We start from the raw sequence: 23,669 nt of genomic DNA, 5'->3' as shown, positions 1-23,669 counted from the left end.
TCTATAATCATAACCAACTAAAAACAACGTATGATTTCATTTAAAGATATCGAATTACAAGACAAAGAACTGATTACTTCCTATACACAGAACAGTCCGCGACGGAATTGTGACCTCTCATTCTCCAACCTATGCAGCTGGCGTTTTCTATACAATACAAAGTTTGCCATCATGGACGGCTTCCTCCTGCTGAAATTCTGGGCAAACGACGAACTGGTGTACATGATGCCGATAGGTAACGGAGATTTGACAAAAGTACTGGACGCACTGGTCGAAGACGCACACCGGGAAGGGGAACCTTTCTGCCTGCTGGGAATATGTTCGGGCATGTGCTCGGAACTGGAAGCCTTCATGCCCGGAAAATTCCAGTTCACAGCAGACCGGGACTATGCCGATTACCTCTATCTGCGTACAGACCTCGCCACGCTTGCCGGAAAGAAATTCCAGTCCAAACGGAATCATGTCAACAAATTCAAACGCACCTATAATTACGAATATACTCCCATCACTCCCGACCGCATCCAGGAATGTCTGGACCTGGAAGCCGAATGGTGTAAGGCCAACAATTGCGACCAGCATGAAGGAACGGGCAACGAACGTCGCGCACTGGTCTACGCCCTCCACAATTTTGAAGAACTGGGATTGACCGGAGGCATCCTGCATGTAGACGGCAAAATTGCCGCCTTCACTTTCGGAATGCCCATCAACCAAGATACCTTCGGAGTACATGTGGAAAAGGCCGACACCAGCATAGACGGAGCGTACGCAATGATTAACTATGAATTTGCCAACCATATCCCCGAACAATATGTCTACCTCAACCGTGAAGAGGATTTGGGTATTGAAGGATTGCGCAAGGCCAAACTTTCGTACCAGCCTGCCATTATTCTGGAAAAATACGTGGCATGCCTGAAAGATGAACCGGTGGAAGCTATCAAATGGTGAGAGTAAGGATTAGAGATTAAGGATTAAAAGGATAAGGGATTGATGATACGGGAAAAGGTAAAGAACTTATGGAAGCTCTGTTTCAATGATAGCGAGGAATTTACTGAACTGTATTTTCGGCTCCGCTACAACAATGATATCAATATTGCCATCCAAAGCGGCGAAGAAGTGATTGCCGCCCTACAGATGTTGCCTTATCCTATGACGTTCGAAGGAGAAGATATTCATACGGCCTATATATCCGGCGCCTGCACACACCCTGATTACCGTAACCGGGGCGTAATGCACGAGCTGTTATCACAAGCCTTTGCACGGATGCTACACAATAATGTCGCCTTATCCACCCTGATACCGGCAGAACCGTGGCTGTTCGACTACTATGGCCGCAGCGGTTATGCCCCCGTATTCCGCTATGCCGAAGAGACCTTTATCGCTTCCGGTACACCGACAGCCGATACGGGCCTTACTTTGGAAATGTCTGCCGAATATACTGAAAAAAGATATGAATATCTCGACCGGAAATTGCGGGAGCGCCCTTGCTGCATCCAGCATACGGAAGAGGATTTCCAGGTTATCATTGCCGATTTACAACTGGGACAGGGCTTCGTTTGCACATTGAGCAATGGGGAGGAAATCACGGCTTTGGCCATTACCTATCCGATAGGGAAAGCCAACTGGCGCATTGGAGAAATCGTGTCGGATACTCCCGCAACAAAAACTTTACTGCTTCAACATATCTGCCAAAGCTTGAATCTCCCGTCCATCCGGGTTCTCACTCCTCCCGCTACCGGTGAAAGCCAACTTTTGGGCATGGCACGCATCATCAATGCCAAAACCATGCTGCAACTCTATGCTACGGCCCATCCGGAACTGGAACTCAGCATTCATCTCACCGATGAGCAGGTCAGTGCCAATAACGGCTACTACTACCTGAACAATGGTAAATATATGAATAGTGCCAAGCGTCTGCCGGGCAGCCACTTGGCACTTACAATCGGTGAACTCACCGAAAAAATATTTGCAACATCAAGCCCATATATGAGCCTGATGTTGAACTAGCATTATAATCCGCTGAAGTCGACTCCCTCAAATACCAGCGAAGGAATCTGCCATGAACGGTTCGGTTGAGGGTCATTGCCCACAGCAACCAAGGAATTCCATAAAGTAACCATGTTACCCGTCACATTCATTTCGTTGACGGGCTGTGTCAGCTTGCCGTCTTCAATAAGGAAACCCTCTATACCATAAGAGAAGTCACCGGTACTGCTATTGCTGTTACCGCCATTGAAGCCCGTAACCAAGATGCCTTGTTTAATATCTGCAACCAATCCGTTCAGGTCCTTATCGCCCGGTGTCAGAATTAGACGTGAAGGTGCACTGATAGTAGGAGCTATATCCATCTTCTTACCATTGTAGGTATCGATGAAATAAGTTTTCAGCACGCCTTTGTCAAAAACAGTGCGGGGTTCGGTAGCCACACCCTCATTATCGAAATAGCGTGAACCGTTTGCACCGATAGCATGCGGCTCGTCACGCAACGTGAAGAGGTCGGAAGCCACTTTCGTATCCAGCTTGTCCATCAGGAAGGAATTCTTTTGTTGCAAAGCACTGCCATACAATGCACTTAGCATCGGGCTGAGCAGATTTCCCACATTCATAGGGTCAACCACCATTGTATATTTACCCGACTTTGCTTTCTTCTGTCCCAGCTTGCGCAATACGCGTTCCAATGCCTTGGCACCGATTCCCGCCTTCGTCAATTTATCATAGAACAGAGCCGAGTCGTACCAGTAATCCTGAGGACGCGCTTCACCTTCTCCCTTAATGGATACACTGGCTGAGACAGAGAACCAGGTACTCTTCGACTCGCCTTCAAATCCGTTGCTTATCAAACGATAGGAAGAACCCTCACCATCACTATAAGAAGAATCAACCGAAATGATACGCTCATCCTTGCCCAATACCTCCTCTGCAGCAGCACGGGCAATCGCCACTTTATCATCCGGGTTGACTTCATAGAGTTTCTTATCAAAAAGCTGCAAGTCAGGCTTGCCTCCTTTATAGTAGCGTGCAGGGTCGGCCAGCATACGCGACTCATCCACCGCCAGATAGCGGGTAGACTCTATACCATTCGTGATAAGAGTTTCCAATTCTTTCTTATCCAGCCGATTGGTGGAAAAAGAGCCGAAACGTCCGTCCACATAAAGATTCAATCCCAAACCATTCTCCGTAGACTGCTGCAAACGGTCCATTTTGCCGTCACGCAGTTCAAAAGAAGAATTAGAATTTGTATATAGCACCAGTTTGGCTGCCTGGCAACCGTTCTTCAAGGCATATTCCATTGCCCATTGTGCCAATTTCTTATTGTCGTCTGTAATCATGTCTTTAATTGATAGTTGATAATTAACTTTCTCCTCCTACAGTCAGCTTGCTGACTAGTGCCGATGGCATACCGCAGGTAACGGGACAAGACTGACCGTCTTTACCACAAGTCCAAGTACCGTTGTCAATCTTATCGTTATTTGCCACCATCGTGATGTCAGCCAATGCTTTCGGACCATTACCGATGATATTTATATCCTTGACGGGCTGCGTCAGCTTGCCATCCTCAATCAAGTAACCCGACTTCACAAAGAAGGTAAAGTCTCCGGCACCGATTTGCACCTGGCCATTGGTAAACTGGTCACAATAGATACCTTTCTTCACGGTGGAGATAATGTCCGCTTCCTTCATATTGCCGGCTTCCATATAAGTGGCACGCATACGGGGGATAGGAGTATTACGGAAAGTATCGCGACGTCCGTTTCCGGTAGGAGCCACCCCGTAATGCTTGGCACTGATGCGGTCGTGCAGATAGCTGGTCAGGATACCTTCTTTCACAATATAGGTCTTCTGGCCTTCCACACCCTCATCGTCAAAGTTCACGGCTCCGCGGTTGAAGGCAATGGTACCATCATCCACCACATTGATATGCTCGTTGCACACCTTCTTGCCAAACAAGTCGCAGAAGATGGAAGTACGCTTACGGTTAAAGTCAGCCTCAAAAGCATGTCCTATGGCTTCGTGTAACAAGATGCCCGAACCACCCGCTCCCATCACGACAGGCATTTCACCGCCTTTGGGCTTCACTGCCTTGAACAAGATGGAGGTCTTATCCACAGCTTCACGCGCAAGGGTATCCACAATATCGTCCGTCATGAATTCAAACCCTTTGCGGTAAGAACGACCGGCATAACCGTTCTCCATTTTTCCATTCTCTTCCATAATACACACGGCCATGAAAGAGACCATTGGGCGGTAATCATAGTAGCTCACGCCCTCTGAGTTACAGAATAAGACATGAGAAGTACTGTCTACAAGAGACGCCTGGACCTTGCGCACCCGGTTGTCCAGAGAAAAAATCTTTTCGTTCAGTTTCTCCAGATAAGGAATCTTTGCCTTAAGGCTCACGTCTTCCCAAGGTTCGGTGACGGCATAACGGCTTTTGGCAATCGTCTTCTCCGTCAGCCCCACAGGCTTTCCGGCCTTACCCGAAGAAGCTATACGGGCAGCCGTACGGGCAGCACGCAGCATTTCTTCTACGGTCACGCCTTCTACATAGGCATAGCCAGTCTGGTCGCCTGCTAATACGCGCACGCCCATACCGAAGTCAATGTTGGCTCCACAATTGTTTACTTTACCGTCCATCAGAACCACACTATTATTAAACGTGTGCTCAAAATAGAGGTCGGCATAATCTCCGCCTTTTTCCAGAGCGGCAGCCATCACTTTCTTCAAGTCAGCTTCCGTCACGCCAAAGTGAGCCATTGCCGAAGCTACGGCAGACTGATTATCTGCTCCTCCCAAAGCTCCGCGTACTGACGCAGGCATAGCCAACGAGGGTACTGCCAGCGAGCCTAACATCGCCAGACTTCCCGTCCGTAAGAAATTTCGTCTATCCATCCTTTTCAGTTATTAGTTATAAGATATTGTTTTTATTTTATATCATAGTTATATGACGTAAAAATAGGGGATTTTGTCACACCTCAGCTTTCCTTTGTTAACAAACTTTCCAATTCCTCAGCATTTAGGCGCAGATAGAATTGTCCTTTATAAGCCACTGAAATACCTCCGGTCTCCTCCGATACAATGATAGCATGCGCATCAGACACCTGGGAAATTCCCATGGCAGCACGATGCCTCAGCCCCAGTTCCTTAGGAATGTCCAGATTATGGGAAACAGGCAGGATACATCCCGCCGCTTTGATACGTTTCTTACTGATAACCATCGCTCCATCGTGCAACGGACTGTTCTTAAAGAAAATATTCTCAATCAGACGCTGGTTTATATCGGCATTGATAATTTCTCCCGTACGCACCACATCATCCAAAGGCAAATTATGTTCAATGACAATCAAGGCACCAACCTTCTGCTTCCCCATGCTGATACATGCCATTACCACCGGCATGATGTCGTCATGTTCCAACTTCTCTTTCTTATTGCCGGTGAAGAAGCGTACCAGCGCACTGGCATGCTGATGCGAGCCGAGTGTCAGCAAGAAGCGCCGTATCTCGTCCTGAAACAAAATGATAAGCGCCAGCACGCCCACACTGACCAGCTTGTCGAAGATGGAGCCGAGCAATTTCATCTCCAGCACCTGCGACACCACCAGCCATATCAGGATAAACACCAGGATACCCGTAAACACATTGATAGAGCCGGAGGCTTTCATCAGCTTATACGTATAGTACAGCAAGAAAGCCACTAACAGAATATCTATAAAATCTTTTATTCCAAATTCAAAAAACACGATATTGAATGATTAGGGGTTAGGGATTAGGAATTATTTCGCATGGCTTGCACAATCCGTACGGTTTCCACGGCTTCTTTCACGTCGTGTACGCGGAGAATGTCAGCACCTTTCAGCAAACAGATGGTATCGAGCACCGTAGTACCATTCAGCGCCTCCTGAGGAGTAATGTCCAACAAGCGGTATATCATCGATTTACGTGAAACGCCTACCAGCAAAGGCAACTCAAAAATACGGAACTCTTCCAGATGGGACAGCAATTCATAGTTATGCTCCATTGTCTTTCCAAAGCCGAAACCGAGGTCCAGAATGATGTCTTTTACACCTAAGTCACGTAATTGCTGCACCTTGCGCGCAAAATACAAGAAAACCTCTTTCAGAAGATTGTCGTAATGAGGATGCTGCTGCATACTTTGCGGAGTGCCTTGCATGTGCATCATAATATAAGGTACGTTCAATGCCGCAACGGTATGGAACATATTCGCATCCATCTCACCGGCCGCAATATCATTGATGATGGCAACACCATACTCTTCCACACACATTCTTGCCACATCCGCCCTAAAAGTGTCTACCGACACCACAGCATCCGGCTGTATCTCAAAAAGTATTTTCAGGCCCATACGCAACCGTTCCATCTCTTCCCTGGCAGAGACATTGTCGGCATTGGGACGGGAAGAGTAAGCGCCTATGTCAATAATGGCCGCTCCCTCCGAAACTATCTGTTTCACCCGGCGTGCTATTTCCACCTCTGTCTGTGTACGGCTACCGGCATAAAAGGAATCGGGAGTAACGTTCAGTATGCCCATGACACGGGGTTGAGAGAGGTCGAGCAGCGAACCGTTGACATTTATATATCGGGCAGTTGTAATTTCCATAGGCAGTCTGTTCTATATAGTACCTGCAAATGTAAACAAAAAAGTGGTTTCAAAATACATAAACTCATAAAACTGATAAGTTTTTTGCTTGTACCCGGGAAGGGAGAGGATTAAAACTATATCTTTGCACGATGGTTTACCACAGATTACACAGATTCACACAGATTGATTTAATTATAAAGTCATGGATATAACAGCTATACATCAGATATTCCTAACATGCACCAGTGTCACTACTGACAGCCGTAACTGCCCCCAAGGCTCTTTATTCATTGCGCTGAAAGGCGAGTCGTTCAACGGAAATGCCTTTGCCGCCCGGGCGCTGGAAAGCGGAAGTGCTTATGCCATAGTGGACGAAGAAGCCTATGCCCCTGAAGGCGATACACGATACATCGTGGTGGAAAACAGCTTGAAAACCTTGCAACAACTTGCCAATTACCACCGTCGGCAGATGCGTACACCCATCATCGGCATTACGGGTACAAACGGAAAGACTACTACCAAGGAACTGATGTCCACCGTACTTTCGCAAACTCACAACGTGCTCTATACCTTGGGAAATTTGAACAATCACATCGGTGTTCCCCTCACCTTGCTTCGCCTGCGCCCTGAACACGACCTTGCCGTGGTGGAAATGGGTGCCAGCCACCCGGGAGACATCAAGGAGCTGGTAGAGATAGCCGAACCTGACTACGGGATCATTACCAACGTAGGAAAAGCCCATCTGGAGGGATTCGGCTCTTTTGAAGGAATCATCAAGACCAAAGGAGAGATGTACGACTATCTGCGGACGCGGAAAGAAGCTACCATCTTTATCCATAACGACAACCCCTACTTGAAAAAGATAGCCTACGGACTCCACCAGATTGCCTACGGCAGTGAGGACGGGCTGTACATCAACGGACACGTCACCGGCAATTCTCCTTACCTCACCTTCGAGTGGAAAACGGACAACGAAAGCAAATATCACGAAGTACAAACCCGGCTTATCGGTGAATATAACTTCCCCAATGCTCTGGCAGCTGTCACCATCGGACATTTTTTTGGTGTGGAACCGGAGAAAATAGACAAGGCACTGGCCGGATATACCCCGCAAAACAACCGTTCACAACTGAAAAAAACAGCGGACAACACTCTGATTATCGATGCCTATAATGCCAATCCCACAAGCATGATGGCTTCCATTAGTAACTTTCGGAACATGCAGGCCGAAAACAAAATGTTGATATTGGGAGATATGCGGGAGTTGGGTAAAGACAGTGCCGACGAGCACCAGAAGATTGCAGACTATCTGGAAGAATGCGGATTCAAGGATGTAGTTCTTGTAGGGGAATTGTTTGCCGCCACACGCCACTCTTATCAGAGTTATCCCGATGTAACCGCACTCATCGCAGAGCTGCAAAGAGAGAAACCTTGCGGGAAAACAATTCTGATAAAAGGGTCGAACGGCATCAAGCTAAGTTCCGTAGTTGAATACTTATAATCCTATTTCATCCTTGGCCTTAAAATGAAATAGCCGACCATTGATGCAAGCACCGCTCCCGTGGTATTGGCCGCAAAATCCAGCCAGTCTCCACCACGGTATGTCGTGCAGTATTCTTGCAGCAACTCCACCATTCCGCTGAACAAAACGGGACAGACAAACGCCCCTGCCCATGCATGCCATAAAGGGGCGTTGTCTCTCCGGTGAGCGCGAAGAAACTCCAGCCACAGCATTCCTGACATGCCGAAATACATACAGATATGCACCACCTTGTCTATATTGGGAATCTTGCTTATTTCTGTAGAAGGCGGTTTAAAGAATGAAAGATAAATCACCGTCAGAATAATAAAAAGCGACACCGGATATTTCTTAATATAATATAGCATATACCAAATTATCAACGAACTGTGCGCAAAAGTACAGAACATTTTCTATATTTGCATGTTTTAGCTGGTATTAATAACGAATTGAAAGAAAAATCTACGTTTTATGACAAAAAGTGACAGAGCCAACTTCGGAAGCAAATTAGGCGTCATACTTGCCTCGGCAGGCTCCGCAGTCGGTTTAGGCAATATCTGGCGTTTCCCGTTTGAGACCGGGAATCACGGAGGTGCGGCATTTATCCTTGTATACTTGGTTTGCGTGCTCATTCTCGGCATCCCCATCATGATTGCAGAATTCCTCATCGGCAGGCGCTCGCGTGCCAATACGGCAAGGGCTTATCAGAAATTGGCACCCGGCACGCATTGGCGCTGGGTAGGACGTATGGGCGTACTGGCCGGATTCCTTATTCTGGGATATTACTCCGTTGTGGCAGGATGGACGCTTGAGTTTATCGGCGAAGCGGCTACCAACAGTTTTGCCGGGAAGTCGGCAGCCGATTTCATCGCATCCTTCAACAGCTTTGTCAGCAACCCCTGGCGTCCGGTCATCTGGCTGGTGCTGTTCCTGCTGGCCACCCATCTCATCATTGTCAAAGGAGTGGAAAAAGGTATTGAAAAATCAGCCAAAATCATGATGCCAATGCTATTTGTCCTATTGATAATCCTTGCCATCTGCTCCATATCCCTGCCCGGAGCAGGAGCAGGCATTGAATTCCTGTTGAAACCGGACTTCAGCAAAGTGGACGGCAATGTGTTCCTTGGAGCCATGGGCCAGGCATTTTTCTCCTTGAGCTTGGGGATGGGATGTCTCTGTACATACGCTTCTTACTTCCGCAATGATACGAACCTGCCCAAAACGGCACTCAACGTGGCGGCTATCGACACCATGGTAGCCATTTTGGCAGGATTCATCATCTTCCCTGCCGCCTTCTCTGTAGGCATCAAACCGGATGCGGGTCCTAGTCTGCTATTCATCACCTTACCTAATGTCTTTCAGCAAGCGTTCGGCAATATTCCCTGGCTGGCGATACTGCTGTCTCTGATGTTCTATATCCTACTGGCATTGGCAGCACTTACTTCCACCATTTCCCTGCACGAAGTGGTAACTGCCTATCTACATGAAGAGTTCAAGTTCTCACGCAGCAAGGCAGCCAGATACGTGACAGCGGGCTGTATTTTCTTAGGAGTATTCTGCTCACTGTCTCTCGGTATCGGCAAAAGCTATACCGTATTCGGGCTAAACCTATTCGATTTGTTCGACTTTGTAACGGCCAAGCTAATGCTACCGTTAGGCGGTTTCTTCATTTCCATCTTCATAGGCTGGTATCTGGACAAGAAAATCGTATGGGAAGAAGTCAGCAACAATGGCACTCTGAAAGTATCCGTCTACAAGCTATTGATATTCATCCTGAAATATATTGCTCCGATAGGAATTGCACTGATTTTTATCAATGAACTGGGTTTTCTGAAATAGGCCATCATGCAGAACCCCTTTAAAGAATTCCTTTATTTCTCCCGGGGAGAAAGGCGCGGAATACTGGTTTTGATTACCGGCATTATTCTCGTCTTTCTCTCCGGGTATATTTATATATACCAAAGAGAGAACCGCCCCCTCTCCGATGAAGTAATCCGGCGGCAGGCCACTGCCATGGCAGAATACGAATCGTTCATCGCATCCATACAAGAAAAGGAACAAAAATGGGACAACAGACTTAAACCTTCCTCCCAAAAACAACCGACAACCGTCTCCTTGGCCCGTTTCAATCCCAATATCGCCGACTCCGTCATTTTTTGCCGACTGGGACTGCCCGGATGGATGGCGCGGAACATACTCCGCTACCGTAGTAAAGGAGGGAAGTTCCATAAGGCAGAAGATTTCCGGAAAATATATGGAATGACAGAAAAACAATATCAGACACTCCTACCCTATATCCACATCACTCCGGAAGACACAGAAACAAGAACCGTCCAGTTATACAGCTCTCCTGCAAGCAATGACAGCGCCGTTACTTTCCGAATTGCACCGGAAAAATATCCGTCTGGGACCCTTGTCGACCTGAACCGCGCCGACACCACAGAACTGAAGAAAATACCAGGCATCGGTAGTGGCATTGCCCGTCTAATCATCGGTTATCGGCAACGCTTGGGAGGATTCTACAACATCACGCAATTACAAGAAATCCATTTGGACACCACCCAATTGCAGTCCTGGTTTTCCATCGACACCCGGGCCATCCACCTCATCAACCTGAACCGTAGTAGCATAGAGAGGCTGCGTAACCATCCTTACATCAACTTCTACCAGGCAAAGGCCTTTGTAGAATACCGGAAGAAGAAAGGCGACCTTCATAGTCTGAAACCTTTTGCACTTTACGAGGAATTCTCCGATACCGATTTGGAGAAAATCAGTCACTACGTTTGCTTTGAATAACAGCATCATGCAACATTTTTCAATGTCTGATGCAACCTTTTCACCAGTCATTTCGTCTAACAAGCAGAAACACCCTAAAAACAGGAAGGCCTACTGCAATAAGGATTAGAACCATCGTATCAATATGAAAAAATTAATGATTATAACCATGCTGCTGGGCAGTATGGCACAGAATGCTTTTGCTCAAAAAATAGAAATAAAAGGAACCGTCCGCGATGCTTCCGACAAGAGTATAGAGTATGTCAATGTGGTATTACAGACCATCGACTCTACTTTTGTCGCCGGTGTGACCACAAGTCCAGAAGGAGAATTCATCTTCAAGAACACGGCTGCCGGAGATTACAGACTTGTTCTTTCCAGCATCGGGTATAATACCGGATACATCACCCTCAATGGAGTAAAGCGCCATACCGACCTTGGACCAATCGTATTAGACAGTGCTTCTATCGCACTGGAAGGAGTGACTATCACCGGCTCCAGCCAAATCAGCCGTGCCGACCGTAAACTGGTTTTCCCATCCGAAAGACAAATGAAAACTTCCACAAACGGAGTGAATCTGTTGCAGGAACTGATGCTGCCACGTATTCTGGTCAACCCCATGAACAATGAGATTGGATTGTCCGGCGGTGGAGAACTGCAATTACGCATCAATGGAGTCAAAGCCGAAATAGACGAGATAAAAGCCATTCGCCCTGCCGACATTATACGTATAGAGTACCATGACAATCCGGGACTGCGCTACGGTAATGCCGAAGTCGTTTTGGACTACATAGTGCGCCGTCCCGAAACGGGCGGAAACTTCGGTGCCGACATTTCCCAAGGATTGAACACGATGTGGGGAAACTATAATCTGTACGGCAAAGTAAACCATAAAAAATCAGAATTCGGCTTCTCCTACTACATGGGACCGCGGGATTTTAACGGCATGTACCGCGACAATGAAGAAGAATTCCACCTGGCAGACGGCACTACACTCAGACGCCTGGAGAAAGGAGAGCCCAGCAAGGCAACCATGTGCCAGCACAACCTAAACGTAAATTATAGTTTGCAGGCTTCTGAGAATTCCCTTTTCAGCGCCACCTTCCGCCTTCGAGGAAACAATCAGCCACACTGGGATTATAAAGGAACTCTCTATAATGCCAATGATGAAACGGACGTGGTAGACATGACCGACCGTACCGACCAGAGCTGGACACGTCCCTCACTGGATTTGTACTACCAACAGAATCTGAAAAACAAGCAAACCCTGGTATTCAATGTAGTAGGCACCTATAATCGGGAAAAATCGCAGCGGCTCTACCAAGAAAGCACCCCGGGGAACATATTGACCGATATTGACAACAATATCCGAGGCAACAAATACTCCCTGATTGCCGAGGCCATTTATGAGAAGCAATATTCCAAGGGGAACGCATTGAGCTTCGGTCTGAGCCATACACAGTCCTACTCTAACAATGAATACAGAAACGGGCATTATTATGAAACCAATATGCACCAAGAGAACACATACATATTCGGAGAATACCGTGGAAAGATAGACAAACTAAACTACCGGCTGGGAGTGGCCATGACTCGTTTCTACTATAATCAGAGCGGCAAGGACAAATCTACCGAGAACTACAGTTTCAACCCGAGTATCGTTCTGCACTATGCCATGTCAGACAACTCCTACCTCCGCTGGAAGGGAAACATCTATAACGCTTCTCCTTCATTGGGCGACCTCAGCGATGTGGAGCAAGCAGTGGACTCATTCCAGATACGTCGTGGCAACCCGCATCTGAAATCATATATGTGCTATCATACGGAACTGACTTACGAATGGAAAAAAGGCATCTTTTATACCAATCTATGGGGAGCCTATGACTATCGTCCCAATGCCATTATGGACGAGAAGATTCAAGAAGGCAACAAAATAGTGCAGACTTGGGACAATCAGAAGGATTGGCAGAAACTCTCCGGGCGTGCCATGCTCCGCGTAGGACCCATCCGCGACATTCTGCAATTTTCTTTTACGGGCGGTGTCAACCATTACATGAGCCATGGCAATCACTACTCGCATACCTACACCAACTGGTTTTGTGAGGCAGAAGCCTCATTAAACTACAAACAGTTCTCTCTGTTCTGGCAGATAAACACCAATTGGAACAATTTCTGGGGAGAAACCCTCTCGGGAGGAGAAAACATCCAGATGTTAGCTGTATATTACAAGCATAAGAATCTTCGGGTAGGAGTCGGTGCATTCAATCCTTTCACCGACAACTATAAAGTACAAAGCGAAAACTGGAATAAATTCGCATCCTACAAGACAAATAATTATATAAAAGAAAGCTCCCGCATGTTCCTGGTGAACTTTTCCTACAACTTCTCGTTCGGCCGCAGTTTCAAGACAGCACAGCGGAAGGTAAACAACAGTGACAATGACTCGGGAGTAATGGGCACGGGGAAATAGGCTCAGACCATTTTATTGATTTCCCCGTCAATCAGATGTATCGTCCGGTCGGTGAGCTGCGCCAGTCCTTCATCATGGGTTACGATAACAAACGTTTGTCCGAAACGGTTACGTAAATCAAAAAAGAGCTGGTGCAGTTCTTCCTTATTATGGGTATCCAAGCTGCCGGAAGGTTCATCTGCCAGCACCACTGCTGGATGATTGATGAGAGCACGGGCCACCGCCACACGCTGCTTCTCACCTCCCGACAACTCATTCGGCTTGTGGGAGGCCCGTTCGGCAAGCCCCATGAATTCAAGAATTTCCGTAGCCGCCTCCTTGGCTTCCTGCTGTCCTCTTCCGGCAATGAAGGCTGGTATCATTACATTCTCCAAAGCCGTAAACTCCGGCAGCAGTTGATGGAACTGGAACACAAAGCCGATATGGCGGTTGCGGAATGCGGAAAGTTCCTTCTCCCTCATACGGTTGACTTGTGTACCGTCAATAACCACCGAACCGCCATCCGGCATATCCAACGTACCCATGATTTGCAGCAAGGTAGTTTTACCCGCTCCACTGGGGCCTACAATGCTGACAATCTCCCCTTTCTCTATCTCCAGGTCAATACCCCGCAACACTTGCAGGTTACCGAAACTCTTCGTTATATTCTCTAAATGAATCACTAGGCTATTTACAATTTGACAATTTACTATTTACTATTTGATAGTTTTCTTTCAAGTGCTATTACTATAGTCTTTTAATTACATATTCGGCCAAATAGCAGCCAAAAACTGCGGGCATGTAGCTCACTGTTCCACAGGTGGACTTCTTGTTCATCTCGTCGTCCGTCAGCAAAACGGCATTCGGATCAGCCTGTTCGGTGCTGAAAACAACTGGAAGTTTCCGCTTTATGCCCATTTTTTGCAGACGCTTACGCACAGCCTTGCTCAACCCGCAATGATAGGTATCCCAGATATCGGCAAAGCGCACTTGCGAAATGTCACTCTTTGCTCCTGCCCCCATGCTGGACACTATCTTGATATGCCGCTTCATGCTTTCCGCTATCAAGTGGCATTTTGGAGCAAGCGTATCGATGGCATCCACCACAAAGTCATAAGCCGCATCATCCAGCAGTTCCGGTATGTTCTCATCTTTCAAGAATACGGGCAACACTCTCAGTTCCAGAGCCGGATTAATGTCCCTGAAACGTGATGCCAATATCTCCGCCTTCTTTTGCCCCAGGGTAGAATGCAGAGCCGGCAACTGACGGTTTATATTCGTAGGCTGCACGGTATCGGCATCGACAATCGTCATCCGCCCCACTCCGGCACGGCATATCATCTCGGCCGCATAAGCACCTACACCACCCAGTCCTACGACAAGTACATGTGCCCGGCGCAGGCGTTCCATTTTTTCATCTCCTAATAAAAGTTGCGTTCGTTGTTGCCAATCTTCCATTTTCACCACAGATTACACGGATTTACACAGATTTTTGTCAATTATCAATTGTCAATCGTCAATTCTTCTTGAACCATTTATAGAACCATTTGCCTACCTTCTCGTAGTGCTGCGACTCGTTGTTGCCACGCGGGTTGGAGAAGGATACCGCATCCTGCGGCTCGCCCAGTTGGTCGGGATAGAGTACTATCAGGCTGTTATTTGCAAAGTACTTGCTGATTTGTGCCGGTAGCTTCTCGAAGGAGCTGTCATAGGAGATGGAGCCGCGGCGGGCGCTGATGATGACCAGCAGATGGTCGAAATTCACTTGTCCGGTCAGTATCAGCAGGTCTCCCCAGTCGTCCAGGCGGGAAAAGTCTGTCAATGTCTGTCCATATTTGGCTTTCACCAGCCCTTGAAGATGGGCGGTAGTCTCTTCATTGGCATAAAAATGCACCCGACAGCCCAAAGTACTCCCCAACCGGCAGAAATGTTCCACCCACTTCAGGAATCCCGCCTCATACTCGGCTTTCGGAGGTACCGCCACAATCACCCGCCTAATTGTGTTAATGGGCATCAGGAACTTGGAAACCATCACCTCGCGATGCAAGCCCTTCAGCAGATTCTCCGTCAGCATACCGAAGAATGAATCCACAATATTGACTTTACGGTGCAGACCTATAACGACATCCGTTGCCGCATATTCTTTTGCTGTATGGATAATGCCCGAAGCGATATTCAAGTCGTAACGCGTGATTTGCCTCAACGGCACATCTGCCGAGGCCGTTATCATGGCAGCCTTTTCCAGATAGCGTTTCCCGCGTAGTTCGGCACTTTCAGAGCTACTATCATCGTTGATGACATTCAGTGCCAACAGATTATCCCGTTGCTTCGGGTCGCGTATCACCAAAGAAAGATTTATCAAGTCTTCAATCGTATCGGGGTTGGCTATCGGAATCAATATCTTCTCCGCTTCCACGGAGCGGTTTTCTTCCAGATGCGCCTCCTCCATGGCAATCTTCCGTGCGGCACGCTCCGTAATGAACGAGCTCACAATGCAAGTTACAAGAATCAGCAGGACAGTACCATTCAAAACATCATCGTTCAGCAAGCGTTCCTCATTGGGCAGAATGATGTTGTATCCCACCAACACAGCCGCCAGCGTTGCCGCTGCTTGTGCATTGCTCAATCCGTACATCAGCTCCCGTTCAATCCCTCCCATCTTATATATTTTCTGCGTCAGCCAGCAGGCAATCCATTTACCTGCCAATGCCACCACAATCATTACAGCCGCTACTTTCAGAGCATCGCCATGACCGAAAATCACGTGCACATCAATCAGCATACCCACACCTATCAGGAAATAGGGAATAAACAAGGCGTTGCCCACAAACTCCAGATGGTTCATCAACGGAGAGACATGCGGAATCAGCCGGTTCAAAACCAAACCTGCAAGGAAAGCACCCAGGATACCTTCCATCCCCACAAACTCCATCAATCCGGCTCCGAGGAAAACCATGGCAAGCACAAATATGAACTGCATCACGTTGTCATCGTACCTCCGGAAGAACCAACGGCCTATGCGTGGAAACAGATATACAATCAAAATACCCAGGAAGATAACCTTTATGACAAGCCATACCCAGAAGAAGCCGTCCGACTCCCCCTTGAACATACCACCCACAACGGCCAGGACCAGCAAAGTGAGTGTATCCGTAACCGCCGTCCCCCCCACTGCAATACTCACACTGCGATGCCGCGACACACCGTAACGAATCACGATGGGATAGGCCACCAGTGTATGCGATGCATACATACTTGCCAGTAGGACAGAGGTCAGTACCCCGTACTTCAACAAAGCTATATTCGTTACCAAGCCTATGCCTATGGGCACAATAAAAGCCAAGAGCCCCAGAACAAGCGCTTTGCCCCGGTTCTGTTTGAAGTCCCCCATATTCATTTCCAGACCGGCAAGGAACATGATGTAATACAAACCCACTTTGCCGAAAAGCTCAAAACTGCTGTCACGCACCAAGATATTGAAACCATGCTCCCCAATGACAAGCCCCGCCAGTATCATTCCGATAATGTGCGGAATACGAAGCTTATTCAACAATATGGGAGCAAACAATATAATGAGGAGTACAAGGAGGAATATCCATGTAGGGTCGGTGATGGGAAGTTTCAAGCTGAAGTCAAACCAATCCATAGGCTATAAGTTTTAGGTTTTGAATGCAAAATAACGAAAAACTTTTCACTTTATGCGGTGTTATACAGCATTTTGTTATAAATTTGCGACCAATTCTATCTTTTTAGAGATAGTATTTCACTTTTTTATAAACTTAATTTAAAACAAAAGAAAAATGAAAGTAGCTATTGTTGGAGCAAGCGGAGCCGTGGGACAAGAGTTCCTGCGAGTGCTCGATGAAAGAAATTTCCCGTTGGACGAGTTAGTATTGTTCGGTTCTAAACGCAGTGCCGGAACCAAATATACCTTCCGCGGTAAACAGATCGAGGTGAAACTCTTGCAACACAATGATGACTTTAAAGGGGTTGATATCGCTTTCACTTCCGCAGGCGCAGGCACCTCCAAAGAATTTGCCGAAACCATTACCAAGTACGGAGCAGTGATGATTGACAATTCCAGCGCTTACCGTATGGACGACAATGTACCTTTGGTAGTGCCCGAAGTGAATGCCGCCGACGCCAAAGAACGTCCTCTCGGCATCATCGCCAACCCCAACTGTACTACTATCCAAATGGTAGTGGCACTGAAAGCCATCGAACAGCTTTCCCATATAAAGACCGTACACGTTTCTACCTATCAGGCTGCCAGTGGTGCCGGCGCCGCTGCCATGGATGAGTTGTACGAGCAGTACCGCCAGGTATTGGCAGGCGAACCCGTAACCGTTGAGAAATTCGCTTACCAGCTGGCATTCAACCTCATTCCGCAAATCGACGTATTCACCGAAAACGGCTATACCAAAGAGGAGATGAAGATGTTCAACGAGACCCGTAAGATTATGCACTCTGACGTAAAAGTCAGTGCTACCTGCGTACGTGTTCCCGCTCTCCGCTCCCACTCCGAAAGCATCTGGGTAGAAACCGAGCGTCCCATCTCCATCGAAGAAGCCCGCGAAGCATTTGCCAAAGGCGACGGACTGGTGTTGATGGACAACCCGGCAGAAAAGGAATACCCCATGCCGTTGTTCCTCGCGGGCAAAGACCCGGTTTACGTAGGCCGTATCCGCAAGGACCTCAGCAACGAAAACGGATTGACGTTCTGGATTGTGGGCGACCAGATTAAGAAAGGCGCTGCACTGAATGCGGTGCAGATTGCAGAATACCTGATTAAGGAAAAGGCACTGTAAGAGAACAATGAATAAAAAATAAGGGATGTCCTAGAAATGACATCCCTTATTTTTATAATCCACTTTATGGTATTACCAGCCTGGGTTCTGAGTCAACACCTGACCTTTATTCTCATAAATAGTCAGCTGTGCAGCCGGTATGGCACGCAAATAGTAGCGTTCCGAATTCAATTCACCAGCCTTGAATATACGAAGTTCCTTTTCACGAAGATAATAAATATACCCTTTTTCAGTATCCTCATTACCCGGATTCTCCGGGTCGAACAGATAGAGCACTCTCTTGCCGGAATCATCTTTTGAAGATATTTCCGGATAATCGGCCATATTGACATAAGCACCCAGGAAAGACATGGCAGGATAACCATTTGCATCTTCTGAGTTTAAGTATTCAAACTTGGCCCAACGACGGAGGTCTTCACCACGACGGCCTTCCATAATCAACTCAATACGACGCTCACGACGGATTTCCCACAAAACCGGATTGACATCAGGGTCACGGGCAGGGTCATTGATAACAACTCCATTCACACTCAAGTTGCCGCCATTCAGTTGAACTTTCGGCATTGTCTTGGCTTCAGTATCTCCCCACTTCGTCAGCTGACGGTCACGGAGTTCATTGATAGACTTGTCAAGGTCACTCTGAGTGAAAGCGTTACCACCCACTTGGGCAATCTCATAACGCGCCTCTACATAGTTCAGCAATACTTCCGCATAGCGGATGCACGGCGCATCAGCCGGACTTAATCTACCGGTACAATAATCCAGACCAGCCACCCACCACTCGTCGTTCAAGAACTTTTTGGTAGGATATCCCGTTGGTGATGTACCTTCGGTATAATTTGTCCCCATGGCGCTCATGATACGAAGACTGTCGGCAACTGTTTGATACAAACGCGGGTCACGGTCTTGAAATGACTTCTGAATACTCGGGTCTTCCTTACCTTGATACAGCGGAGACTGACCTATCGGCAAACCGTCACTACAAAGATAAGTGTTGATTACATCTTGCGTCACACCACCCTGAGTCTGATCTTCCGGACCATTGTAGGACATCAAAGCATTACACTGCAAACCGCTTGTATATTCACGATACCAGATGACTTCCGGATTGTTAGCCAAATCGTCCGTAGTAAACAAAGCATTATAGGTATTGCCTATTGAATAGATACCAGAGTTCATCACTACCTCTGCACCATTAATGGCTCCTTGCAGCAAGTTCTTAATATCACCATCCGCCACCTTCTCTGAAGTAGGACCTACAGTAGTACCGTGATACTTCAGCCATGTGGCATGATACAGCATTTCGCGTGACATATACGCACCAACCACATATTTGTTGACTTGGCGCTTCGTATCATCCGTACGTACATTATCCAATGCATATTGAAAATCCTCTTGTATCTTCTGCGCTACATACAAATAAGAATCACGGTCTTTATAAAGAGCCGGGTCTGCCGGGTCTGTCACCTTATCGTAGTAAGGAACACCGCCATAATACTTTGCCAGCGTACTATAGGCCATTGCACGGAAATAGCGTGCAATACCTTCCCAGTGTCTCTTGGCTTCGTCCGAAATATTCATTCCGGGAATCTTCTCAAGCATGACATTGGCTTTATAAATAACACTATAATTGCCCGACCAAGTTCCTGTCTGGCTATTCCAGTCCGTAGTGGCAGAAGTGGAGAAATAAATATATCCTGAACCGTTTGTATTTGCATTATTCAGATTGATAAAATCATCCGTATAGTCATCTCCAGAGAAATAACCGGCAAAAACAGTATAGTCGGTACCATATCCTGTAAAGTAGGAAGAATAGAAGTCTTGCGCATAAGTACGCAAAGAAGTTTCAGTCTGCCAATAAGTGTCATTGGTCTGCTTGTCCTGCGGGTCTTTATTCAAAAAATCGTCGCAACCGCAGAGCGAGCCCATTGCCAACGCACAAACGATGTATAATAAATTTTTCTTTTTCATAACTGCAATTACTATTAGATTATAAACTAAGCTGAATACCGAACGACACTGTCTTCTGGTATGGATAGCTACGGCCAAAGTTACGCTGGTCACTCTTACCACTGGCCGTACGTATTCCTATTTCCGGATCGATAGCAGGTTTCACACCGTCGATGGTGAAAAGGTTTTCACCAGTGAAATAAACACGCAAACCTTGCACTTTGAATTTACTCAACCAAACCTTAGGAAGAGAATATCCTACAGTAAACGTCTTCAGACGCAGATAAGCCATATTCAGCAAATAGCGGTCATTCACGCTATAGTTACCCGAAGCAGACTGCTTGTAATCCATCGGACGGGGATAGAAAGCATCTGTGTTTTCGGGAGTCCAATAATCCTCAGCACCTTTGTAGAAGGGTTCACCGGTAGTAAAGCCTGGTAATACCTGGTTACCTGCCGCCCAAAGTTTTCTTTTGGCTACCCCCTGGAAGAACATGCTTATATCAAAGCCTTTCCAAGCAGCATCCAGATTCAAACCAAACTGTAAACGCGGCAGGGCGTTACCTATAACACTAAGGTCACCCTTGTCATTTGTATTGGTCTGTTTTACGATTTCACCGTTGTTGTCGAGGTCTTTATAAAGCACATCACCGGGAGCAAATTGATAACCGGCAGGGAATACTTTAGTCTGGTCGGGCAAACCGGCTTTCAAAGAACCGTCAGCATTAAAGTCATCTTCCGTCAAGAAACGGTCGAACTGCAAGCCCCAGATATCTCCCAAAACCATACCTTCTTTATAAGCACTCTTATCCCACCAGCCGGTAGCTCCATAAGAAGGAATCTTTGTATTATACGTCCACTTGGTTACTTCAGTCTTGTCATCGGCAACAGAAGCCGTCACGCCAAAGTGCAGACCATTCTTGAAGGTATGGCGATAGTCAATGGCAAGTTCCCATCCTTTGGTCTGGATAGTACCCATATTTTCATATGGAGCGTCAGCACCCAATGTGGCAGGTAGGTTGGCAGTAGTCAAAATATCACTGGTAGTACGGTTATACCAATCAAACGTTACTCCCAAAGCGTCATTGAAGAAACGGGCATCCAAGCCAAGGTCAAGTGTAGTAACCTTCTCCCAAGTAAGGGTTGAAGACACAATAGTCGGTTTTTGTGTTGACTGTACTTTCTTTCCATCGATAATCCAACTGTCTACAGAAGTGGACAGAGTGGAGATATAACGGTCGGTACCTACATCCTGGTTACCAATCATACCCCAAGAGCCGCGAATCTTCAACGTACTCAGATAAGGCTTCAGTGACTGCATGAACGGTTCTTCAGAAATACGGTAACCGGCAGACATGGATGGGAAGAAACCGAAACGATTCCCAGAGGGGAAACGGGAGGAACCGTCATAACGGCCGTTCAGTTCCAACATATATCGGTCTTTATAAGAATAATTAAGACGTCCGAAGAAGCCTGCTACAGACCACCAAGTATGCGAGGAGCTTGTAGTCTGGTCACCTGTAGCCAGATTCAATTCCGGTTTTGCGGGGTCGAGCAGACCTTTGCGTTGCGCCCAGTAATATTCATATTCGCTCTTTTCAAGGCTGGAACCTGCCATTGCCTTAAAATCATGATCTCCCCAGCGTTTGGCATAAGTTGCCACGAAATTGGCTGTCAGATTCTCCGTGCGTCCGGTTTCCTGATATACATAATCATAAGTAGCAGCAGATAGATAACTGCCATAAGAATCACGTAATGCCTCAACAGACGGACGGGCAGTGAAGATTTCATAACCACTGGTCAAGCTCGGTGTACCATACTTCTTATAGCGATTTTCCACGCTGCTATAAGCAACATCTATATCCAGTGTTAAATCTTTGATAGGCTTGATAGTTGCACCACCTGTCAAACGCAGATACTCACGTTCTTTTGTGGTAATAGGAGCACTTTTCTGTTCGGTCAAGGCGTTACGGAACTCCTTGCCTTCAAAAGTACCGTAAGGCATCATCGGCTGCCAACGATACAGATAGTACATCGGGTCGTAAAGATCAGTATTATAGTTGAATGGCTTGTCGTAGTCAGAACGGGTGAACATGACACCTGTACGGATAGACACATATTTGTTTAATTCAGAGTTCAAAGAGATATTGGCATTGTAACGCTTATAGTTGTCCGAATTGACTTTCATCATACCATCCTGGCTCAGATATCCCAAAGCGATATTGTAATTAGTCTTTCCGTTGCCACCGTTGATAGAAAGGCTATGGTTCTGCTGCGGAGCCCAGTCCTTGATGTATTCATCATACCAGTCCCAAGTACGGATAAAGAACATACCGCCATCGCGGAACTCAAAGTCACGACCCAATTCCATCTCACGACCAAACTGGTCACCATAGCCATATTTGTCCCAGTAATCCTTCATTTTCTGCACATGTGTAGCATCCACACGCATATTACCCACTACGTTATAAAATGCGGTAGACCCCTTAGTCTGATTGATTACACCTTGCAAGTTAATATCAGCCTGCTGCCATCCCGGAAGTTGTTCGGGTGTCTTGGTCGGCGTACGCCATGCAAAGTTATTGGTATATTTTACAGAGAGACGTTCATGTTTACTTCTTGATTTTGTGGTAATCAGCAATACGCCAAATGCACCACGGGCACCGTAAATAGAAGCAGAAGCGGCGTCTTTCAATACAGAAATACTTTCAATATCGTCCGGATTCACCATAGAAATATCCGTTACTTCCACATTATCTACCAGAATCAACGGTTTGGAGTCACCATTCGGAGAACCGATACTACCACGAATCTTGATAGTAGGCGCACCACCTATCTCACCGGAGTTAGTAGTAATGGTCAATCCCGGTACCGCCCCCTGCAAGGCACGGCCTATATCCGTGATAGGACGGCTATCAATTGTTTTGTTCACGTCCACGGAAGCCACCGCACCGGTCAGGTTCACCTTTTTCTGTGCACCATAGCCTACTACGACAACTTCATCCAACAATTCCGTATCATCTTTCAAAACAACCTTCATTACCGAAGTTGCCTTGACTTCTTGAGTAGTATATCCCACAAATGATACTTGCAGAATAGCACCGGGCTTTACATTTAATTTGGAAACTCCATCCAAATCCGTAATACCACCATTGGTCGTACCTTTCTCAATGACATTGGCGCCAATAATAGGTTCACCTTTTGTATCTACAACTGTAACAGTCACAGAGATAGATTGCATCTGTTCTTGTACTCCTTGCGAGTCGTCGGATGCTGTTTGGGCAGCCATCACGTTGCCACTGCCTAAAAACAGAGCACAGATTGCCACCGCCGTAAAGAACTTACCATTGGCAAGTCCTCGTTTTTTGCGATCTTCATTCATAAGTGATTGATGATTTTGTTAATTAAACCAGTTTTTCAAAATTAGGGTAAGGGAATCATATAGTTCGGAATTGTCAGACCATTTCCGAAGATTTCTTTAATTTCTCATAGGCATTTTCTTTATTTAAAGGTTCATAACTTTTATATTATCTCTCTTTTTTTCTATTTATTTACCAAGTCCAGACGGAACTT

17 protein-coding genes are annotated in these 23,669 nt (G+C 46.8%); 7 read left to right on the top strand and 10 right to left on the bottom strand.

The genetic code is table 11. The features are described from left to right. The first annotated feature begins 30 nt into the window (after nucleotides 1-30). Both DXD78_RS20035 and DXD78_RS20030 read left to right on the top strand, forming a co-directional pair. Nucleotides 31-945, top strand: coding sequence for a DUF2156 domain-containing protein (locus DXD78_RS20035; protein ID WP_005824900.1), 915 nt, complete (start codon nucleotides 31-33; stop codon nucleotides 943-945). Nucleotides 946-987: 42 nt separating this feature from the next. Further along, nucleotides 988-2,004 carry a GNAT family N-acetyltransferase gene (locus tag DXD78_RS20030; RefSeq protein ID WP_005834723.1) on the top strand — a complete coding sequence of 339 codons (1,017 nt, stop codon included), beginning with the start codon at nucleotides 988-990 and terminating at the stop codon, nucleotides 2,002-2,004. 2 nt (nucleotides 2,005-2,006) lie between these two features. Here the strand turns inward: DXD78_RS20030 and DXD78_RS20025 are convergent, their stop codons facing one another. From DXD78_RS20025 to folP, 4 genes are all read right to left on the bottom strand, one after another. Next, a complete protein-coding gene (locus DXD78_RS20025) occupies nucleotides 2,007-3,326 on the bottom strand; it encodes a TldD/PmbA family protein (protein WP_008662830.1) in 1,320 nt (439 codons plus the stop codon). A gap of 22 nt (nucleotides 3,327-3,348) precedes the next feature. Next, nucleotides 3,349-4,887 carry a TldD/PmbA family protein gene (locus DXD78_RS20020; RefSeq protein WP_009037767.1) on the bottom strand — a complete coding sequence of 513 codons (1,539 nt, stop codon included), beginning with the start codon at nucleotides 4,885-4,887 and terminating at the stop codon, nucleotides 3,349-3,351. Between the two features lie 83 nt (nucleotides 4,888-4,970). Continuing rightward, entirely contained in the window at nucleotides 4,971-5,735 is a 765-nt protein-coding gene (gene cdaA, locus DXD78_RS20015; protein WP_005824908.1) for a diadenylate cyclase CdaA, read from the bottom strand. Between the two features lie 26 nt (nucleotides 5,736-5,761). Then, on the bottom strand, nucleotides 5,762-6,613 hold the full coding sequence (folP, locus tag DXD78_RS20010) for a dihydropteroate synthase (RefSeq protein WP_009037766.1): 852 nt from the start codon (nucleotides 6,611-6,613) through the stop codon (nucleotides 5,762-5,764). 184 nt (nucleotides 6,614-6,797) lie between these two features. On the opposite strand from folP, the gene murF reads away from it, so the two are divergent. Further along, nucleotides 6,798-8,096 (top strand): UDP-N-acetylmuramoyl-tripeptide--D-alanyl-D-alanine ligase, encoded by a 1,299-nt coding sequence (murF, locus tag DXD78_RS20005; protein WP_005834715.1) that lies wholly within the window; start codon nucleotides 6,798-6,800, stop codon nucleotides 8,094-8,096. 2 nt (nucleotides 8,097-8,098) lie between these two features. Here the strand turns inward: murF and DXD78_RS20000 are convergent, their stop codons facing one another. Then, nucleotides 8,099-8,482: a VanZ family protein gene (locus DXD78_RS20000; RefSeq protein ID WP_005824913.1), complete on the bottom strand. Its 384-nt coding sequence runs from the start codon at nucleotides 8,480-8,482 to the stop codon at nucleotides 8,099-8,101. Nucleotides 8,483-8,585: 103 nt separating this feature from the next. On the opposite strand from DXD78_RS20000, the gene DXD78_RS19995 reads away from it, so the two are divergent. The 3 genes from DXD78_RS19995 to DXD78_RS19985 all read left to right on the top strand — a co-directional run bounded on the left by DXD78_RS19995 (nucleotide 8,586) and on the right by DXD78_RS19985 (nucleotide 13,359). Next, nucleotides 8,586-9,953, top strand: coding sequence for a sodium-dependent transporter (locus DXD78_RS19995; protein ID WP_005834711.1), 1,368 nt, complete (start codon nucleotides 8,586-8,588; stop codon nucleotides 9,951-9,953). Nucleotides 9,954-9,959: 6 nt separating this feature from the next. After that, entirely contained in the window at nucleotides 9,960-10,910 is a 951-nt protein-coding gene (locus tag DXD78_RS19990; protein ID WP_005824917.1) for a helix-hairpin-helix domain-containing protein, read from the top strand. 124 nt (nucleotides 10,911-11,034) lie between these two features. Further along, on the top strand, nucleotides 11,035-13,359 hold the full coding sequence (locus DXD78_RS19985) for a TonB-dependent receptor (protein ID WP_009037765.1): 2,325 nt from the start codon (nucleotides 11,035-11,037) through the stop codon (nucleotides 13,357-13,359). Between the two features lie 2 nt (nucleotides 13,360-13,361). Here the strand turns inward: DXD78_RS19985 and DXD78_RS19980 are convergent, their stop codons facing one another. The 3 genes from DXD78_RS19980 to DXD78_RS19970 form a co-directional block, all read right to left on the bottom strand. Then, nucleotides 13,362-14,021 (bottom strand): ABC transporter ATP-binding protein, encoded by a 660-nt coding sequence (locus DXD78_RS19980; RefSeq protein ID WP_008662818.1) that lies wholly within the window; start codon nucleotides 14,019-14,021, stop codon nucleotides 13,362-13,364. Between the two features lie 64 nt (nucleotides 14,022-14,085). Then, nucleotides 14,086-14,796: a ThiF family adenylyltransferase gene (locus DXD78_RS19975; protein ID WP_005834703.1), complete on the bottom strand. Its 711-nt coding sequence runs from the start codon at nucleotides 14,794-14,796 to the stop codon at nucleotides 14,086-14,088. Nucleotides 14,797-14,854: 58 nt separating this feature from the next. Beyond that, nucleotides 14,855-16,984 carry a cation:proton antiporter gene (locus DXD78_RS19970; protein WP_008662816.1) on the bottom strand — a complete coding sequence of 710 codons (2,130 nt, stop codon included), beginning with the start codon at nucleotides 16,982-16,984 and terminating at the stop codon, nucleotides 14,855-14,857. Between the two features lie 154 nt (nucleotides 16,985-17,138). Between DXD78_RS19970 and DXD78_RS19965 the strand changes: the two genes are divergently transcribed. Beyond that, on the top strand, nucleotides 17,139-18,146 hold the full coding sequence (locus tag DXD78_RS19965) for an aspartate-semialdehyde dehydrogenase (protein ID WP_009037764.1): 1,008 nt from the start codon (nucleotides 17,139-17,141) through the stop codon (nucleotides 18,144-18,146). A gap of 72 nt (nucleotides 18,147-18,218) precedes the next feature. Here the strand turns inward: DXD78_RS19965 and DXD78_RS19960 are convergent, their stop codons facing one another. Then, nucleotides 18,219-20,117: a RagB/SusD family nutrient uptake outer membrane protein gene (locus DXD78_RS19960; protein WP_005834695.1), complete on the bottom strand. Its 1,899-nt coding sequence runs from the start codon at nucleotides 20,115-20,117 to the stop codon at nucleotides 18,219-18,221. Nucleotides 20,118-20,136: 19 nt separating this feature from the next. Further along, a complete protein-coding gene (locus DXD78_RS19955) occupies nucleotides 20,137-23,478 on the bottom strand; it encodes a TonB-dependent receptor (protein ID WP_009037763.1) in 3,342 nt (1,113 codons plus the stop codon). Between the last annotated feature and the right edge of the window lie 191 nt (nucleotides 23,479-23,669).

The sequence above is a fragment of the Bacteroides sp. D20 genome (assembly GCF_003436255.1).
Lineage (GTDB): Bacteria > Bacteroidota > Bacteroidia > Bacteroidales > Bacteroidaceae > Bacteroides > Bacteroides uniformis.
The sequence above is the reverse complement of the archived record's forward strand: the minus strand, read 5'-3'. Positions and strand labels throughout refer to the sequence as shown.

Excerpts from the sequence above, each read along its gene's own strand:
- DXD78_RS20035 (WP_005824900.1), top strand. The coding sequence starts at position 31 with ATGATTTCATTTAAAGATATCGAATTACAAGACAAAGAACTGATTACT.
- DXD78_RS20030 (WP_005834723.1), top strand. The coding sequence starts at position 988 with ATGATACGGGAAAAGGTAAAGAACTTATGGAAGCTCTGTTTCAATGAT.
- DXD78_RS20025 (WP_008662830.1), bottom strand. The coding sequence starts at position 3,326 with ATGATTACAGACGACAATAAGAAATTGGCACAATGGGCAATGGAATAT.
- DXD78_RS20020 (WP_009037767.1), bottom strand. The coding sequence starts at position 4,887 with ATGGATAGACGAAATTTCTTACGGACGGGAAGTCTGGCGATGTTAGGC.
- folP (WP_009037766.1), bottom strand. The coding sequence starts at position 6,613 with ATGGAAATTACAACTGCCCGATATATAAATGTCAACGGTTCGCTGCTC.
- murF (WP_005834715.1), top strand. The coding sequence starts at position 6,798 with ATGGATATAACAGCTATACATCAGATATTCCTAACATGCACCAGTGTC.
- DXD78_RS20000 (WP_005824913.1), bottom strand. The coding sequence starts at position 8,482 with ATGCTATATTATATTAAGAAATATCCGGTGTCGCTTTTTATTATTCTG.
- DXD78_RS19995 (WP_005834711.1), top strand. The coding sequence starts at position 8,586 with ATGACAAAAAGTGACAGAGCCAACTTCGGAAGCAAATTAGGCGTCATA.
- DXD78_RS19990 (WP_005824917.1), top strand. The coding sequence starts at position 9,960 with ATGCAGAACCCCTTTAAAGAATTCCTTTATTTCTCCCGGGGAGAAAGG.
- DXD78_RS19985 (WP_009037765.1), top strand. The coding sequence starts at position 11,035 with ATGAAAAAATTAATGATTATAACCATGCTGCTGGGCAGTATGGCACAG.
- DXD78_RS19975 (WP_005834703.1), bottom strand. The coding sequence starts at position 14,796 with ATGGAAGATTGGCAACAACGAACGCAACTTTTATTAGGAGATGAAAAA.
- DXD78_RS19970 (WP_008662816.1), bottom strand. The coding sequence starts at position 16,984 with ATGGATTGGTTTGACTTCAGCTTGAAACTTCCCATCACCGACCCTACA.
- DXD78_RS19965 (WP_009037764.1), top strand. The coding sequence starts at position 17,139 with ATGAAAGTAGCTATTGTTGGAGCAAGCGGAGCCGTGGGACAAGAGTTC.
- DXD78_RS19960 (WP_005834695.1), bottom strand. The coding sequence starts at position 20,117 with ATGAAAAAGAAAAATTTATTATACATCGTTTGTGCGTTGGCAATGGGC.
- DXD78_RS19955 (WP_009037763.1), bottom strand. The coding sequence starts at position 23,478 with ATGAATGAAGATCGCAAAAAACGAGGACTTGCCAATGGTAAGTTCTTT.